The sequence below is a fragment of the Nonomuraea ceibae genome (assembly GCF_019396325.1).
Lineage (GTDB): Bacteria > Actinomycetota > Actinomycetes > Streptosporangiales > Streptosporangiaceae > Nonomuraea > Nonomuraea ceibae.
Map to the genome: position 1 here is coordinate 1 of NZ_JAHKRO010000165.1, position 16,703 is coordinate 16,703.

Annotated in this window: 13 protein-coding genes; 6 read left to right on the forward strand and 7 right to left on the reverse strand. The window is 71.5% G+C overall.

From position 1 onward, the window contains the following. The coding region (locus tag KME80_RS46290; protein ID WP_219518263.1) for a sensor histidine kinase at positions 1 to 2,000 on the reverse strand (2,000 nt) is incomplete at its 3' end. 328 nt (positions 2,001 to 2,328) lie between these two features. Here KME80_RS46290 and KME80_RS46295 point away from each other — a divergent pair. Genes KME80_RS46295 through KME80_RS46320 form a run of 6 tightly spaced genes read left to right on the forward strand, consistent with a single transcriptional unit; the run spans position 2,329 to position 9,625 of the window. Further along, the gene (locus tag KME80_RS46295) at positions 2,329 to 3,390 is read left to right on the forward strand and encodes a quaternary amine ABC transporter ATP-binding protein (protein WP_219518265.1); all 1,062 of its coding nucleotides are present in this window, start codon (positions 2,329 to 2,331) and stop codon (positions 3,388 to 3,390) included. After that, positions 3,387 to 5,300 (forward strand): ABC transporter permease, encoded by a 1,914-nt coding sequence (locus KME80_RS46300; protein WP_219518267.1) that lies wholly within the window; start codon positions 3,387 to 3,389, stop codon positions 5,298 to 5,300. Before KME80_RS46295 ends, KME80_RS46300 begins: the two co-directional genes overlap by 4 nt. Next, positions 5,297 to 6,265, forward strand: coding sequence for an ABC transporter substrate-binding protein (locus tag KME80_RS46305; RefSeq protein ID WP_219518269.1), 969 nt, complete (start codon positions 5,297 to 5,299; stop codon positions 6,263 to 6,265). Before KME80_RS46300 ends, KME80_RS46305 begins: the two co-directional genes overlap by 4 nt. A gap of 2 nt (positions 6,266 to 6,267) precedes the next feature. Further along, complete coding sequence (locus KME80_RS46310; RefSeq protein ID WP_219518271.1) at positions 6,268 to 7,209, forward strand: ABC transporter substrate-binding protein; 942 nt, start codon at positions 6,268 to 6,270, stop codon at positions 7,207 to 7,209. Further along, complete coding sequence (gene betA, locus KME80_RS46315; RefSeq protein WP_308126221.1) at positions 7,185 to 8,834, forward strand: choline dehydrogenase; 1,650 nt, start codon at positions 7,185 to 7,187, stop codon at positions 8,832 to 8,834. The genes KME80_RS46310 and betA overlap by 25 nt, the downstream gene beginning before the upstream one ends. Before the next feature lie 26 nt (positions 8,835 to 8,860). Beyond that, entirely contained in the window at positions 8,861 to 9,625 is a 765-nt protein-coding gene (locus tag KME80_RS46320; protein ID WP_219518272.1) for a TetR/AcrR family transcriptional regulator, read from the forward strand. A gap of 5 nt (positions 9,626 to 9,630) precedes the next feature. On the opposite strand, the gene KME80_RS46325 is transcribed toward KME80_RS46320, so the two are convergent. The 6 genes from KME80_RS46325 to KME80_RS46350 all read right to left on the reverse strand — a co-directional run. Beyond that, complete coding sequence (locus KME80_RS46325; RefSeq protein WP_219518273.1) at positions 9,631 to 10,380, reverse strand: hypothetical protein; 750 nt, start codon at positions 10,378 to 10,380, stop codon at positions 9,631 to 9,633. A gap of 104 nt (positions 10,381 to 10,484) precedes the next feature. After that, positions 10,485 to 11,036: a GTP-binding protein gene (locus KME80_RS46330; RefSeq protein ID WP_219518277.1), complete on the reverse strand. Its 552-nt coding sequence runs from the start codon at positions 11,034 to 11,036 to the stop codon at positions 10,485 to 10,487. 7 nt (positions 11,037 to 11,043) lie between these two features. Beyond that, positions 11,044 to 11,406 (reverse strand): DUF742 domain-containing protein, encoded by a 363-nt coding sequence (locus KME80_RS46335; RefSeq protein ID WP_049575903.1) that lies wholly within the window; start codon positions 11,404 to 11,406, stop codon positions 11,044 to 11,046. 21 nt (positions 11,407 to 11,427) lie between these two features. Next, positions 11,428 to 11,850, reverse strand: a complete 423-nt coding sequence (locus KME80_RS46340) for a roadblock/LC7 domain-containing protein (RefSeq protein ID WP_049575902.1) — start codon at positions 11,848 to 11,850, stop codon at positions 11,428 to 11,430. A gap of 25 nt (positions 11,851 to 11,875) precedes the next feature. Next, positions 11,876 to 14,632 carry a sensor histidine kinase gene (locus KME80_RS46345; protein WP_219518274.1) on the reverse strand — a complete coding sequence of 919 codons (2,757 nt, stop codon included), beginning with the start codon at positions 14,630 to 14,632 and terminating at the stop codon, positions 11,876 to 11,878. Between the two features lie 221 nt (positions 14,633 to 14,853). Continuing rightward, positions 14,854 to 16,703 (reverse strand): [protein-PII] uridylyltransferase (locus KME80_RS46350; RefSeq protein ID WP_219518275.1); only part of this gene is annotated, 1,850 nt, incomplete at its 5' end.

Consider the following 16,703-nt stretch of genomic DNA (forward strand, 5'->3'; position numbering starts at 1 on the left):
GGGGGCGGTGGGGTGGTGTCGAGGGCCGGGGCCGGGGGGTGGGGGATGGGGGTGAGGAGGGCTTCGGGGAGGACGACCATGGCGGTGAGCCCGCCGGTGTCCTGGCGGCGGAGCTGGACCTTGATGTTGTGGCGCAGCGCCAGCCGTCCGACGACGAACAGCCCCATGCGGCGCGACACCGACACGTCGACGACCGGCGGGTTGGCCAGGCGCCAGTTGGCCTGGGCGAGCTCGTCGGGGGTCATGGCGATGCCGCTGTCGGAGACGGACACCATGAGGCCGCCGCCGTCGATGCGGTTGCTGGAGATGACGACCTTGGTGTCGCGCGCGGAGAACGACACGGCGTTCTCGATCAGTTCGGCGAGCAGGTGGACGACGTCGTTGACGGCCTGGCCGAGGACGGCGGACTGGGACTGGATCTGGACGCTGACCCGGTCGTAGTTCTCGACCTCGCCGAGCGAGGCGCGGACGATGTCCATGAGCTCGACGGGTTCGCTCCAGCGGCGGGCGGCTTCCTGGCCGGCGAGGACGAGGAGGTTCTCGCTGTTGCGGCGCATGCGGGTGGCGAGGTGGTCGAGTTTGAACAGGTCGCCGAGCCGGGTGTCGTCTCGTTCGCCGCGTTCGAGCCGTTCGATGAGCGTGAGCTGCCGTTCGACGAGGGTCTGGCTGCGGCGGGACAGGTTGACGAACATGGCGTTGACGTTGGCGCGCAGCCGGGCCTCGTCGCCGGCGAGCCGTACGGCCTCGCGGTGGACCTCGTCGAAGGCGCGGGCGACCTCGCCGACCTCGTCGCGGGTGAAGACGTGGATGGGCGGCACTTCGGCGTCGATGTCGCCGTCGCGTGATTCGCGCAGGTGCTGGACGAAGTCGGGCAGGCGGCGGCCGGCGATCTCCAGGGCTTCGGAGCGCAGGCGGCGCAGGGGGCGGACGAGGGAGCGGGCGACGCCGGTGGTGATCAGCAGGACGGCGAGGAGCAGCGCGATGACGGCTCCGGCGATCACGTACGCGCGCTGCCGCTCGTCGGCGCTGAGCGCGTGGGAGCGGGCCAGGATGCCGCCGGCCTGGCGCTGTTCGACGGTGCGCAGGGAGTCGACGACGGTGGTGGACGCCTTGAACCACAGTCCGGCGTCGTCGGCGGTGTTCTGGTCGAGGCCGCGCAGGGGCTGGCCGGCGGTGGCTCGGATGAGGACGAGTTCGCGCAGGAAGAGCATGGCGTCGGCACTGCGGCCGTTGACGGTCTCGTCGAAGAAGCGCCGTTCGGCGGCGGTGGCCTCGTCGGCGAAGGCGGCCCGTTCGTTCTCCTCGCGGGACAGCTCGCCGAGCAGTCCTTTGAGCTGTTCCTGGCTGATGGCGCCGTCGGTGAGCGCGATGGTGAGCACGGCCTGCTGGAGGGAGAGGCTCTCCTTCGCGCCGGCGAGGGCGTGCAGCATGCGTGACTGGCGGATGAGCTCGTCGTCCTGGCTGCCCTTGATGAGCTCGTCGTGCACGGACAGCAGGTCGTCGATGACGACGGTGTAGAGGTCGACGGCGGGGGCGGCGAGCAGGTCGCCCTTGAGGGCCTGCTGGCGGAGCGTGAGCAGGTCGTCGAGCCGGTTGAGCATGTTCTCGATCTGGTCGGCGGTGCGGCCGGACACGGCGGGCAGGATGGCGGTGGCGCTGCCGCGTACCCGCTGGATGGCTTCGTCGGCGCGGTCGATCCGCTCGTGGACGTCGGCGAGCCGGGACTGGGGGCGGCCGCGGGCGATGTGCCAGGCCATGCGGGCGCGTTCGGCGGCGACCTCGTGGGTGAGGGCGCCGACCTGTCCGGAGAGCTGGGCGAGGCGGCTGGTGCGTTCGTAGTCGGCGGCGGCTCCGGTGGAGGTGAACACCTGGAAGCCGCCGAGGAGCACGGCGGCGGCGGTGGGCACGAGGATGAGCGCGACGAGGCGGGCGCGGACGCGCCAGTTGCGCAGTCGCCAGTTGCCTTCCTCTGGCGGCCGCCGCCCTAACTCTGTACTCACCGAACGCAACCTCTCGCCCGAATCGGCGCTATATGCGACTCGCGGGGAAATCCTGGTAATTGGAACACATGCCGACCAGCTCGGCCAAGAGAACATAACGCGACATAAGTCAACCAGTGTGACTCATGAGCATAGAAGCTGGAGCTCCACATATAGCGCACCTTCAGCGCGAAATACCACTCCAAATTGGCGAATGTCCGTTGATGGGCGTTTGTCGCGTTCCACGTTCATAACAGGGCACATCCGTCACCGCCTCCCCCGAGTCACAGCATTGAGATTGTCGTGAATCCCGACATATGTTTGCCCCCTCAAACCGAGGAGGCGAGAGGTGCGGGTTTCTCCCGACAGCGCGGCCATCGGCGTCGAGGGACTGTGGAAGATCTTCGGCCCCAAGGCGGCGAAGGTGCTGGCGTGCGATGACAGGTTTCTGGACCCCGCCGCACTCAGGGAGAAAACCGGCTGCACGGCCGCCGTGCGGGACGTGAGCTTCGACGTACGGCCCGGCGAGGTGTTCGTCGTCATGGGCCTGTCGGGCAGCGGCAAGTCCACGCTCGTCCGCTGCCTGACCCGGCTCGTCGAGCCGACCGCGGGCCGGGTCACGATCGGCGGCGAGGACGTGGGCGCGGCCGGCCCGGCCCGGCTGCGCGAGCTGCGCCGCCACCACGTCAGCATGGTCTTCCAGCACTTCGGCCTGCTGCCGCACCGCCGGGTGATCGACAACGTGGCGTACGGGCTGGAGGTCCAGGGCGTGGCCCGGGCCGAGCGGCACGCGCGGGCGGCGGAGATCCTGTCGCTCGTCGGCCTCGACGGGCACGCCGGCGCCTACCCCGACCAGCTCTCCGGCGGCATGCAGCAGCGGGTCGGGCTGGCCAGGGCGCTGGCCGTCGATCCGCAGGTGATGCTGTTCGACGAGCCGTTCAGCGCGCTGGACCCGCTGATCCGCCGCGACATGCAGGCCGAGGTGATGCGCCTGCACCGCGAGGTGGGCAAGACCATGGTGTTCATCACCCACGACCTGGCCGAGGCGCTCAAGCTGGGCGAGCGCATCGCGATCATGCGGGCCGGCTCGATCGTGCAGCTCGGCACGCCGGAAGAGCTGGTGGGCGCGCCCGCCGACGACTACGTGGCCGACTTCGTCAGCGACGTGCCGCGCGGCCACGTCCTGTCGCTGCGCTGGATCGCCCGCCCGCCCGAGCCGGGAGAGCCGCTCGACGGCCCGGCGCTCCCGGCCACCACCGTGATCAAGGACGCCGTCGCCGCCGCCTCGGAGTCGTCCCGCCCGATCCGGGTGGTCGACGGCGACGAGCTGGTCGGCCTGGTGGACCGGGTCGACCTGCTCACCTTCCTGTCCGGTCAGGAGACGGGCGGCGCCGGAGTGACGGCGGCATGAGCAGCACGGCGGTCAGCACGCCCCGGGGCCTGCGGGTGCCCCGGTGGGTGGCGCCCGCCGGGATCGCCGCCGGGTTCGCGGCGGCGTACCTGGTCTTCCGCGGCACCGGCACGCTGCCGCACGACAGCGAGGCCCCGCAGTTCGCGGCCGTCACCGAGCTGCGCGAGTGGATCGACGACCACCGCAACGACAACCCGGTGTTCCTGTACTTCCTCAACTACGTCCGGCTGTTCGTGGGCGGGGTCTACGGCGCGTTCCACGCGGCGCTGACCGCGCTGGGGTGGCCGGGGCTGATCGGGGTGACGGGGGCGCTGGCGTGGCTGGCGGGCGGCCGGCGGATCGCGGCAGCGGCGGTGGCGGGGTTCTGCTCGTTCGGCGTGCTGGGGCTGTGGGAGTCGAGCGTCGAGACGCTGGCCCTGGTCGCGGCGGCGGTGCTGCTGTCGCTGGCGATCGGGGTGCCGCTCGGCGTGTGGGCGGGGCTGTCGCGGCGCGTGCACCGGACGGTCACGCCGGTGCTGGACGTCATGCAGATCATGCCCACGTTCGCCTATCTGGCGCCGCTGGCGCTGTTCTTCCACATCGGGGCGCCCGCGGGCACGATCGCGACGATGATCTACGCGATCCCGCCCGCGATCCGCATCACCGCGCTGGCGATCCAGCAGGTCTCCCCCACGGCCGTGGAGGCGTCGGCCTCGCTCGGCGCGACCCGGGCGCAGACGCTGGTCAAGGTGCACCTGCCGCTGGCCCGCTCGACGATGGCGCTGGCGGTGAACCAGACGATCATGATGGCGCTGTCGATGGTGGTCATCGCCAATTTGATCAACGCACCGGGCCTGGGCTCGGACATCATCCTCGGGCTGTCGCGCGCCCAGGTCGGCATCATGCTCCCGGCGGGCGTGGCGATCGTGGTCATGGCGATGCTGCTGGACCGGATGACGGTCGCGGTGGCCCGGCGCGGCCCGCACAGCCGGATCGGCCGCGCCCGCCTGGCCGGCGCGGGCGCGCTGGCGGTGGCGGGGGTGGCGCTCGGGTTCGCGCTGCCGCGCGAGTGGCCGCGGGCGCTGACGGTCGACCTGGCCGCCGAGATCAACGACGCCGTCCTGTGGGCCGAGACGAGCTGGTACGGCGTCACCACGTTCGTCAAGGACACCACCTCCTACCTGCTGCTGAACCCGCTGGAGGGCCTGTTCACGTCGGCGCCGTGGTGGCTGGTCGCCGCCGCGGTGCTGCTCGTCGCCTGGCGGGTGAGCGGGGTGCGTCCCGCGCTCACGGCGCTCGGCTGCCTGCTCGCGATCGCGCTGCTGGGCACCTGGGAGCACGCCATGCGGACGATGACCACGGTCGCCGTCGCGGTGAGCGTGACGCTGGTCGTCGGCCTGGCGCTGGGCGTGGCGGCGGCGCGTTCGGCGCGCTGGTCGGCGGTGCAGCGGCCGGTGCTGGACGCGGCCCAGACGATGCCCGCGTTCGTCTACCTGCTGCCCGCGCTCGCGCTGTTCGGCACCACCCGGTTCACCGCTATCTTCGCCTCGATCGTCTACGCCGTCCCGCCGGTCGTCCGGCTGGTCGAGGAGGGCATCAGGAACGTGCCGGGCCCGGTCGTCGAGGCGGCCGTCTCCGCCGGTTCGACGCCCGGCCAGCTCCTGTGGAAGGTCCAGCTCCCGATGGCCAGGCGCGCCATCCTGCTGGCCGCCAACCAGGGCATCGTCATGACCCTGGCCATGGTGGTGGTCGGCGGGCTGGTGGGCGCCGGGGCGCTCGGCTACGACGTGGTGCTGGGCTTCTCCCAGCGCACGGACTTCGGCATGGGATTCATCGCGGGCGTGGCGACCGTGCTGCTCGGCGTCATGCTCGACCGCATCACGCAGGGCGCCGACAGGCGCACCTCCCCCCACCAAAGGACAGTCACATGAGGATTCGCCTGCTCGCAGGCCTGCTAGCGCTGGGGCTCGCCACGGCCTGCGGCGGTGCCACCGTGGAGACCGCGCCCAGTGCGACCGCCGCGGAGGGCTCCGCGAGCGCGCCGGCGCCCGCCGGGACCGTGAAGATCGCGATCAACCCGTGGGTGGGTTACGAGGCCAGCGCCAACGTGGTCGCCTACCTGCTGCGCAACGAGCTCGGCTACACGGTGGAGCTGCCGGAGATCAAGGAGCAGCTTGCCTGGGAGGGCTTCGAGACCGGCGACGTGGACGTCATCATCGAGAACTGGGGCCACCCCGACCTGAAGAAGCAGTTCATCGAGGAGAAGAGGACGGCGGTCGAGGCCGGGTCCACCGGCAACAAGGGCGTCATCGGCTGGTACATCCCCAAGTGGATGGCCGACGAGTATCCGGACATCACCGACTGGCGCAACCTGAACAAGTACGCCGGCCTGTTCAAGACGTCGGAGTCGGGCGGCAAGGGCCAGCTCCTGTTCGGCGACCCGTCGTACGTCTCGAACGAGGCGGCGCTGATCAAGAACCTCAAGCTCGACTTCAAGATCGTCACAGGGGGCAGCGAGGCGGCGCTGATCAAGGGCGCCCAGCAGGCGCAGGCGCAGAAGAAGCCGCTGCTGTTCTACTTCTGGGACCCGCACTGGCTGTTCAGCAAGACGGAGCTGGTCCGGGTCAAGCTGCCGGAGTGGACCGAGGGCTGTGACGCCGACCCGAAGAAGGTGGCCTGCGACTACCCGGAGATGGACCTCGACAAGATCGTGAGCACGAAGTTCGCGCAGACCGGCGGCAAGGCGTACGAGCTGGTCAAGAACTTCAGCTGGACCAACGAGGACCAGAACGCCGTGGCCGACGACATGACGAACGGCGGCATGACCGGCGAGGAGGCCGCCAAGAAGTGGGTGGAGGCCAACCCGGCCAAGTGGCAGGCCTGGATCCCCCGGTAGCCATGCGGATCACGACGATGCTCGCGGGCCCGCTGGCGCTGGTCCTGCTGCTGGCGGCCTGCACCGGCTCCCGGCCCGCCGTCCCGGTGGCCACCGGGGACCGCACGGTCAGGATCGACGTCCACGCGTGGGACGGGTACGAGGCCCAGGCCGCCGTGCTGGCCCACCTGCTCCAGCACGAGCTGGGGTACCGGGTGGAGCGGCGGCCGATGAAGGAGGAGGACTCCTGGGCGGGGTTCGAGTCCGGCGAGGTCGACGTGATCGTGGAGAACTGGGGTCACAACCAGCTGAAGGAGGAGTACGTCGAGCGCAGGAAGGTGGCGCTCTCCGCCGGGCTCACGGGGAACAAAGGGGTGATCGGCTGGTATGTCCCGGAGTGGATGGTCAAGAAATATCCAGACATCACCGACTGGCGGAACCTGAACAAGTACGCGAATCTATTCAAAACTTCAAGATCCGGAAATGCCGGGCAAGTCCTGGACGGCGATCCGACGTTCGTCACTCACGACGAGGCGATCGTCAAGAACCTCGACCTGAATTACCGCGTCGTCTACTCCGGCAGCGAAGCCGCGCTCATCAAGGCGGCCCAAGCGGCGACGAAGAATCGGACGCCCTTGTTGATGTATTTCTACGAACCGCAATGGCTCTTCAGCAAGGTGAAACTGGTCAAGGTCAATCTTCCGCCGCACGCCATCGGCTGCGACACCGTGCCGGCCGAGGTCGCCTGCGACTATCCCCCGTACCTGCTCGACAAGATCGTCAGCAAGCGGTTCGCCGAGCGCGGTGGCCGGGCCTACGAGCTGGTGCGCAACTTCACCTGGACCAACGCCGACCAGAACGCCGTGGCCGCCGACATGGTCAACCGGAAGATCACCGCCGACGAGGCCGCCAGGCGGTGGGTCGAGGAGAACGCGATCGTGTGGAAGGACTGGATGCCCCGGTGAGCGCCGGCTACGACTACGTCATCGTCGGCGGCGGGTCGGCGGGCTGCGCGCTGGCCAACCGGCTCAGCGCCGACCCGTCGGTGTCCGTGCTCGTGCTGGAGGCCGGGCGGCCCGACTACCTGTGGGACGTGTTCATCCACATGCCGGCGGCGCTCATGTTCCCCATCGGCAACCGGTTCTACGACTGGCGCTACGAGTCGGAGCCCGAGCCGTTCATGGACGGCCGCCGCGTCTACCACGCCAGGGGCAAGGTGCTGGGCGGCTCCAGCAGCATCAACGGCATGATCTTCCAGCGGGGCAACCCGCTCGACTACGAACGCTGGGCCGCCGATCCCGGCATGGCGAGCTGGGACTACGCGCACTGCCTGCCGTACTTCAAGCGCATGGAGAACTGCCTGGCCGACCCGGAGTCGCGGTTCCGGGGCGGCGACGGGCCGCTCAAGCTGGAGCGCGGGGCGGCGCGCGGGCCGCTGTTCGAGGCGTTCTTCGAGGCCGTGCAGCAGGCCGGGCACCGGCTCACCGACGACGTGAACGGGTTCCGCCAGGAGGGGTTCGCCGCATTCGACCGCACCCTGCACCGCGGGCGCAGGCTGAGCGCGGCGCGCGCGTACCTGCATCCGGTGCGGCGGCGGCGCAACCTCACGGTGCGGACGCGCGCGTTCGTCGAGCGGATCACGTTCGACGGCACGCGCGCCACCGGCGTGGTGTGCGACGGGGAGCGCATCACGGCGGGCGAGGTGATCCTGTGCGGCGGCGCGATCAACACGCCGCAGCTCCTCCAGGTCTCCGGCGTCGGCCCGGCCGCCGTGCTGGCGTCCGCCGGGGTGAAGGCGCGCCACGACCTGCCGGGCGTCGGCGCCAACCTTCAGGACCACCTGGAGGTGTACGTCCAGCACGCCTGCACGCGGCCGGTGTCGCAGCAGCCGTCGCTGTCGCTGTGGCGCAGGCCGCTCATCGGCGCGCAGTGGCTGTTCCTGCGCGACGGGCCGGGCGCCACCAACCACTTCGAGGCGGGCGGCTTCATCCGCTCCAACGACGACGTGGCGTACCCGAACCTGATGTTCCACTTCCTGCCGATCGCCGTGCGCTACGACGGCTCGGCCCCCGCCGGCGGCCACGGCTACCAGGTGCACATCGGGCCCATGTACTCCGACGCGCGCGGCTCGGTGCGCATCACCTCCGCCGACCCGCGGGTCAAGCCGGCGCTGCGCTTCAACTACCTGTCCACCGAGCAGGACCGGCGCGAGTGGGTGGAGGCCGTCCGGCACGCCCGCGCGATCCTCTCCCAGCCCGCCTGGGCCGGGCTCGACGGCGGCGAGCTCAGCCCCGGCCCGACGGTGCGCACCGACGAGGAGATCCTCGCCTGGGTGGCCAGGGACGGCGAGACGGCGCTGCACCCGTCGTGCACCTGCCGCATGGGCGTGGACCCGATGGCGGTCGTCGACCCCGCCACGATGCGCGTGCACGGCCTCGACGGGCTGCGCGTGGTCGACGCCTCGGTCATGCCGTACGTGACCAACGGCAACATCTACGCGCCGGTCATGATGATCGCCGAGAAGGCGGCCGACCTCGTCCTCGGCAACACGCCGCTCCCCCCGGAACCTGTGCCCTTCTACCGCGCATGATTGACCGTACGGTGTACCGTACGAGGGTGACTGTGGAGTACAGCGGCAAGGGCGACCCCGCCCGCAGCCTCGCGCTGCTCTGGCGCACCAGCGAGCGTGTCAGCCGCAAGGGCAAGCCCGACCTGAGCGTCGACCGGATCGCCCGCGCCGCGATCGACGTCGCCGACGCCGAAGGGCTGCAGGCGCTGTCCATGCGCCGGGTGGCCGAGCGGCTGGGCGTGGGCACGATGTCGCTCTACACGTACGTGCCGGGCAAGCCGGAGCTGCTGGACGTCATGCTCGACACCGTCTACGGCGAGGTTCCGCTGGAGGACGCCGAGGGCGGCTGGCGCGACCGGCTGCAGCGCATCGCGCGCGACAACTGGGACCTCTACCTGCGCCACCCGTGGCTGCTCCAGGTGGCGGCGAGCCGGCCGGTGCTGGGCCCCAACGCCACCGCCAAGTACGACCACGAGCTGCGCGCCGTCGACGGCATCGGCCTGACGGACGTGGAGATGGACTCGGTGATCACGCTGGTGTCCGGGTTCGTGCACGGCACGGCGCGGGGCGCGGTGGAGGCGGCGCAGGCCGAGAGCCACACCGGGGTGACCGACGAGCAGTGGTGGGCGGCGCACGCGCCGTTCTTCAACCGGATCGCCGACGCCAGCCGGTTCCCCACGGCCACCCGGGTGGGCCAGGCCGCGGCCGAGGCCATGGGGGCCGCCTACAGCGCCGGGCACGCCTTCGAGTTCGGCCTGCAGCGGCTGCTCGACGGGGTGGAGGCGCTGGTCGAGCGGCGCACCCGGGGCTGAGGGGGTCAGCTCGCGGTGCGGCGCTCGCCGGCTGGCAGCACGGCGGTGCGGTGCCGCTCCGACGGCGGCCTGGTCCAGGTCACGCCGGGCCCGTCCTCGGCGATGAGCCCGAACACCACGTCGCGCAGCACGGCGACGGCGGGCATCCCGGGCCGTTCCGCGCGCGCCGCGCGATGGCGCTCGCGCAGCCGGCCCAGGTCCAGCAGCAGCGTGGTGGCGTAGTCGCCGGGCACGACGACCTCCAGGCAGCCGCCGGCCTCGTCGAGGAACCAGGAGCCGCCGGGCGCGGCGTCCGGCCGGACGAGCTCGCGCACGGCGGCGCCGAACGCCGCCCGGTCCATCCCGCCGGCGTCATCGGAGGCGTGATCGGAGGCGTCGTCGCCCGGCAGGCCCTCGGTCAGGTGGAGCACGCCGGGCTGCTCGGCGGCGGCGCACTTCTCGACCAGCTCGCGCACCACGCCCTCGGGGTCGTGCAGTCCCTCCTGGCCGCGCGCGGCGAAGCGGTCGGCCAGCAGGGACAGCGAGATCGCGCACGGCGGTCCGAAGAGCCGGAGCACGCCGCGCTCCTCGCTCACGGCCGCCTGGTCGTGGCAGGCCCGCAGGCCCTCCATGAACGCCACCCGGGCGTTCTCCTCCAGCCGGGACTCCCACTCCCAGGCCGGGTCCGGCGCCTCGTCAGCGCCGGTGGCCCCGCGCCGGAACGACCAGACGATCACCCCGGCGACGGCCAGGGCCACGACGACCGCGATCCACACGATTCACACTCCTGTGCACGCCTTTTCCGTGCCTCTTTCAGGGATCCGAAGAAGACCTAGCAGCGTAGTGTGATCATGCCCGATAAATCCGACAATTCCAGCCATCACCGCACGGGGGCGGCCCGCAGCCGCACCACGTGCTCGACCAGCGAGATCAGCGTCGCCTTGACCGACTCCCGGTTGCGCGCGTCCGTGCGCACGATCGGGACGTGCGGCGACAGCGCCAGCGCCTCGCGCACCTCGTCGTCGGTGTGGAGGAACTGCCCGTCCCACCCGTTGATCCCGATGACGAACGGCAGCTTCGCCTCTTCGAAGTAGTCGATGGCCGGGAAGCTGTCGGCCAGCCGCCGCGTGTCGAGCAGCACGACCGCGCCGATCGCGCCCTTCACCAGGTCGTCCCACATGAACCAGAACCGGTGCTGTCCGGGCGTGCCGAACAGGTAGAGGATCAAGTCACGGTCGAGCGAGAGCCGCCCGAAGTCCATGGCGACGGTCGTCGTCCGCTTGGTCGGCGTCAGGCCGAGGTCGTCGATGCCCGCGGACGCGTCCGTCATCACCGCCTCCGTGGTGAGCGGCAGGATCTCGGACACCGCCCCCACGAACGTCGTCTTGCCGACGCCGAACCCGCCCGCGACGACGATTTTCGTCGACGTCAGCCCGGGGCTAGAGCCTGCGAAGTCCACTGAGCACCCTTTCGAGCATATTGAGGTCTGGCTGTCCCTGGCTGAGGCGTGGCGCGTGCAGCCGGACGAGCCCTTCGTCCGACATGTCTGCGACGAGCACGCGAGCCACGCCCAGCGGGACGCGGAGCAGGGCCGAGATCTCTGCGACCGACCGGAACGACCTGCAGAGCTGCATGATCGCCTCCTGCTCCGGGGTGAGCAGGGCCATCTCGTCGTCCGGGATGGACATGGACGAGATCAGCGTCTCCATCGCGAGGTGGTAACGCGGCTCCGAACGGCCGCCGGTCACCGCGTAGGGACGGAACAGGGGCTCGTCGTCCCCTGCGCCGTCACTGCCGTACACGACCCACTCCCGTCATCTGCATCACCGCGTCCTGGCCGCCTGCAGCTCCGCCCGCAGGGCGGGGGTCAGTGCCTGGCCCGCCCGGTCGACGAGCAGCGTCATCTGGTACGCCACCAGCCCCATGTCACAGTCGGGCCCGGCCAGCACGGTCAGCACCGAGCCGTCGCTGATCGCCATGACGATCAGCAGTCCACGCTGCATCTCGACGACGGTCTGCGAGACCGATCCGCCTTCGAACACCCGGGAAGCGCCCACGGTGAGGCTCAGCAGGCCCGCGGAGACCGCGGCCAGCTGGTCGGCCCGGTCCGGAGGGAAGCCCTCCGAGGCGGCCAGGCAGAGCCCGTCCGCCGAGACGACGACCGCGTGCGCGACTCCGGGCGTGTTACGCACGAAGTCGGTGATCAGCCAGTCGAACCGGTGCGCCTCATGGCTGAGGGTCGTCACTCGCCCTCCCTAGCAGGACGCTCACTCACTCTCGTTCCTCCTGTTCACGTACTTCCGCCCGACCCCGGCGCACTCCCTGCTGGTAGCTGGCCATCCTGCTGCGTATCCGGTCCGGTGACAACGGCTGGGCCGGGGCCTGCCGCTGTTGCGGCTGGGCCGCCGGTGCGGCGGCCGTGCCCGGGACCAGGTTGGCCTTGGGGGTGCGCTTGGGAAGCCCGGCGGCGGTGGTGCCGCCGAGGCTGGGGTCGCTCGCGGCGGCCGCCGCCTGCCAACCGGCATCGGCAGCGGTTCGCCACGCTTCCTCCCCAGAGGGTACGGGTTGCGCGGGCGATTGCTCATCCCGGTTCGATTCCGGTGCTGTATCGCCTGTCGGTCTGCGGAACCAGGCGGACTCCACCGAGGCGAAGATCGGCAGGAACTCCTCCTGCCCGGGCTCCATCGGCGAGACGTCCACGGAGGGCGGCGGCTCGGGCCTGCGCACGTCGTTCGTGCTGTAGGCGGGCGCGGACGGGAATCCCCCGTCCGAGCTGGGATACGACGGGAACGTCCCGATCCGCTCGGGGCCGGGCTGCGACGGGTACGACGGGTACGACGGCGGCGCGGGAGCCGCAGGTGGCGGCGTCGGCGCCGGGCTCGGGTAGGACGGGAACGCCCCGGAGTCGAACGGCCGCTGCCCGAAGGCGCCGCCGTCGGTGTCGGCGGTGAAGGGCCCGACAGGCTGGCCGCCCCGGCCCGCGGCGGTGTCGAAGGAGTCGAAGCTGGCGAACGAGCCGTGGCCGTTGCGCGCGGGCGGCACCGGCCGCTGCTGGAGCGGCGGCTGCGCGGGAGCGCCCTGGTTGTAGGCCGAGCGCTGCGGCAGCGGCGGCTGGCCGCCGTCCTGCACCAGCGCGGGCGGCAGCAGCACCATGGCGATGAGCCCCTCGCCCTCGCCCTTGCGGAGCTGGACCCGGATGCCGTGGCGCAGGGCCAGCCGGCCGACCACGAACAGGCCCATCCGGCGCGACACCGACACGTCCACGACGGGCGGCTCGGCCAGCCGGCGGTTGGCCTCGGCCAGCTCCTCGTCGGTCATGCTGATGCCGGTGTCGCTCACCGACAGCAGCGCGCCGCCGCCCTCGATGAGGCTGCTGGAGACGATGACCTGGGAGTTGCTGGGCGAGAACTGGATGGCGTTCTCGACCAGCTCGGCCACCAGGTGGACGAGGTCGTTGGCGGCGCTGCCGAGCACCGAGGTGGCCCGGTGCACCTTGACCTGGACGCGCTCGTACCCCTCGACCTCCGACAGCGCGGCGCGGACCACGTCGACGAGCTTGGCGGGCTGGCTGCGGCGGCGGGTGGGCTCGTGCCCGGCCAGGACCAGCAGGTTCTCGGAGTTGCGGCGCATGCGGGTGGCCAGGTGGTCCAGCTTGAACAGGTCCGCCAGCCGGCCGCCGTCCTGCTCGCCCTTCTCCAGGCCGTCGATGAGCGAGATCTGCCGCTCGACCAGCGTCTGGGTGCGCCGGGAGAGGTTGACGAACATGGCGCTGATGTTGCCGCGCAGCTCCGCCTCCTCGCCGGCGAGGCGCACGGCCTGGCGGTGGACCTGGTCGAAGGCCTTGGCGACCTCGCCGATCTCGTCGTCGCCCTCGACCTCGATCGGGCGCACGTCGGGCGGCGCGCTGTCGCCGGACACGCGCAGCGCGCGCACCACGTCGGGCAGCCGGAAGCCGGCGATCTCGAGGGCCTCGGTGCGCAGGCGGCGCAGCGGCGAGACCATCGAGCGGGCGATGGCGACGGTCAGCAGCAGCACGAGCAGCAGCAGGCCGAGGATGAGCGCGCCGGCGATGATCGCGTTGCGGATCTCGGCGTCACGCAGCTCCTGGCCGCGCAGCGCGACGCGCTCGCTGAGCTTGTCCTCGATGGACGACAGCGCGTTGATGATCGTGGTGTTGTCGTCGAACCACTGGTCGGGCGCGGACTTGTCCGGCACGGTGGCGGCGAGCAGGTTCTGGCGCAGCCGGACGCCCGGCTGCTTGCCGCTGGCCAGCGTGATCGCCCGCGACTTGGTCAGCTCGGTGTTGACGTACTCGGGGATGGTCAGCGCCTTCTGGAGCTCCATCCCCATGGCGGCGCCGGCCTCCTGGGTGACGTTGTCGATCTCGCTGTGCTGCACGGAGTTGGAGGCGATGAACCGCTCCACCTCCTGGGCGTCGACGCTGGCGGAGTTGTAGTAGCCGCGCAGGAGCTGGTCGCGCTGGCGGGAGACCTGCTCCTTGGCCCGGGTCAGCGCGCTCAGCGCGCGGAAGTGGCCGATGATCTGCGGGTCCTCGCTCAGCAGGCTCAGCTCGTCGTGCAGCCGGAGCAGCGTGTCGAGCATCGTGTCGTAGCGGGTGGTGTCGCGCTGGGCTTCTTCCCTGATGCGCGGCAGCGCGTTGAGGTCGATGTGGGTCCGCTTGACGACGGCCATGACGCGGTCGCCGTAGGACTCGTCCATCGCGCCGAGGTCGGCCCGCACGGCCTTGACCAGCCGGTCGACGTCGGCCTTGCGGTCGTTGTAGGGCTTGCTCAGCTTCTTGCGCAGGCTCCGCGCGACCTCGCCCCTGGCGGCGTTGCTCCAGCCGCCGGTGTCACGCTCCAGTCCCACGGCCTCCACGAGGTCGCGGATGCGGGATGCCTGCTCCGCCGCGATAGTTGTGCGATCATAGTCACCGATGCTCTGAACCGAGCCCACCACGCGCGCTCCCCCGAGCACGACGCCTGCGATGGTGGGGACCAGGACGAGTGCGGTGAGCCGCCACCTCACGCGCCAATTGCGCAGCCCCAGCCGGGGCATCGGCCGCTTCAGGCGACCCTTCCCGGCGGCGCCGCTGTCTGCACTCCCCGTTGTCACTGCTCCCGCTACCCCTCAATCATCCCGTTCCCGGCACGGGCCGTAGGCCGTCCACAAGGTATCCGCAGCATCTGACGTATCAGGCAAAACGGACACAATCGTTACAAATGTGACCGTGTGTCGTGTGCTGTTGGTTACCGCAGTGCCGCAAGCACCGCGTCGCGGACCTGGTTGCGCTGCGCCTCGTCGCTGAGGGGGCGTCCGGCGCGGTCAACCACGTAGAAGACGTCCACCGCCTCCGCGCCGAGAGTCTCTACGCGAGCGGCCCTTACGTCAAGACCGCAGGCCCCGAATGCCCGTCCGATGCGCCACAGGAGTCCTGGCTTGTCATGGGCCCTGACTTCCACCACGGTGGCCGTCGCGGAGGCGTCGTCCACCAACGTCACACGGGGTGGAGCGACCGGCACCCGGGCGGGCCGCATCGACCTGGTCCGGCGGGCCAGCCGCTGCTCGATGTCAAGGCGCCCAGCAAGGACCAGACGCAGATCCGCCTCCAGCGTGGCGGGGTCGGGCGGGGTGCCGTACTCGGGGATGACGGAGAACTCGATCACGGCCGTGGAGCCCGCCGACGCGGCCGAGGCCGACCGCACGACGAGGCGGTGCGCAGCGAGCACCCCGGCGGCGCTCCACAGCAGCCCGGCCCGGTCGGGCGCGACCACCGTGACCGCCCCGCCGATGACGCGCACCGCGCCGCCGCCGTGCCGGGCCAGCGCCGCCTGCTCGGGCGAGAGCGTGGGCGGCTGCGGCGGCGGCGAGCCCGCCAGCACCGAGCGCACCCGGCGCACGAGGTCGGCGACGAGCCCGGCCTTCCAGGCGTTCCAGGCGGCGGGGCCCGTCGCGGCGCCGTCGGCGACGGCCAGCGCGGCCAGCAGGTCCAGCACGTCGCGCGAGCCCACGGTGGCGGCGACCTTCTCGATCGTGACCGGGTCGTCCAGGTCGCGGCGGGTGGCCGTCTCGGGCAGCAGCAGGTGGTGGCGCACCACGGTGGCCAGCACGTCCACGTCGGCCGGGGGCAGGCCGATGCGCGCGCCGAGGTCGCGCACCACGACCTCGCCCGTGACCGAGTGGTCGCCCGGCCAGCCCTTGCCGATGTCGTGGAAGAGCGCGGAGATCAGCAACAGGTCGGGGCGCGAGACCTCGCGGGTGTGGCCGGCCGCGTTCGCGGCGGCCTCGATCAGGTGCCGGTCGACGGTGAAACGGTGGATCGGATGGCGCTGCGGCCGGTGCCGTACGCGCTCCCAGTCAGGAAGCAGTCTGACAAGGATGCCCGCCTGGTCGAGCTCCTCCCACACGGGCACGGCGGCGCGCCCGGCGCCGAGGATCGACACCAGCGCGTCCCGCGCCTCCTCCGGCCACGGCACCGGCATCGGAGGCGACTGAGCTGCGAGAACGGACACCGTGGCGGGCGCCAGCGGCAGCCCCGCCCCGGCCGCCGCGGCGGCGGCCCGCAGCACCAGCACCGGGTCCTTGCGCGGCGACACCCCCCGGGCGAGCACCACCTCCCCACCGTGCTCCACCACCCCGTCGGCCAGCGGACGCCGCCCGCGCGGCACCGGGCCTGACAGCAGCCTGTCAACGGAACGCCAGGTGCCGTCGAAGGCGTGCGAGATCGTCCGGCCCGCCTCCGCGAGCCTGCGCATGAGCGCCTCCGCGTCGAGCAGGCCCAGCAGCCCCGCCACCGCGTCCTGCTCCTGCAGCACCAGCCGGTCCGCGCCGCGCGCGGTGACCACGTGCAGCGCGTGCCTGACGTCCAGGATGAACTCGTACGCCTCCCGCGCCCGCGGGCCGGGGGCCGAGGCCACCCACGCCGCCGCCACCGCCTGCATCGCCTGCACGTCGCGGAGCCCGCCCCGGCCGTCCTTGAGATCGGGTTCGAGGAGGAAGGCCAGCTCGCCGCTGACCTTGGCCCGCTGGTCGGCCGACTCGCGCAGCTCGGCGAGCCGCCGCCGCGAGTCGGCCCGCCACTCGGCCAGCACGCCCTCCC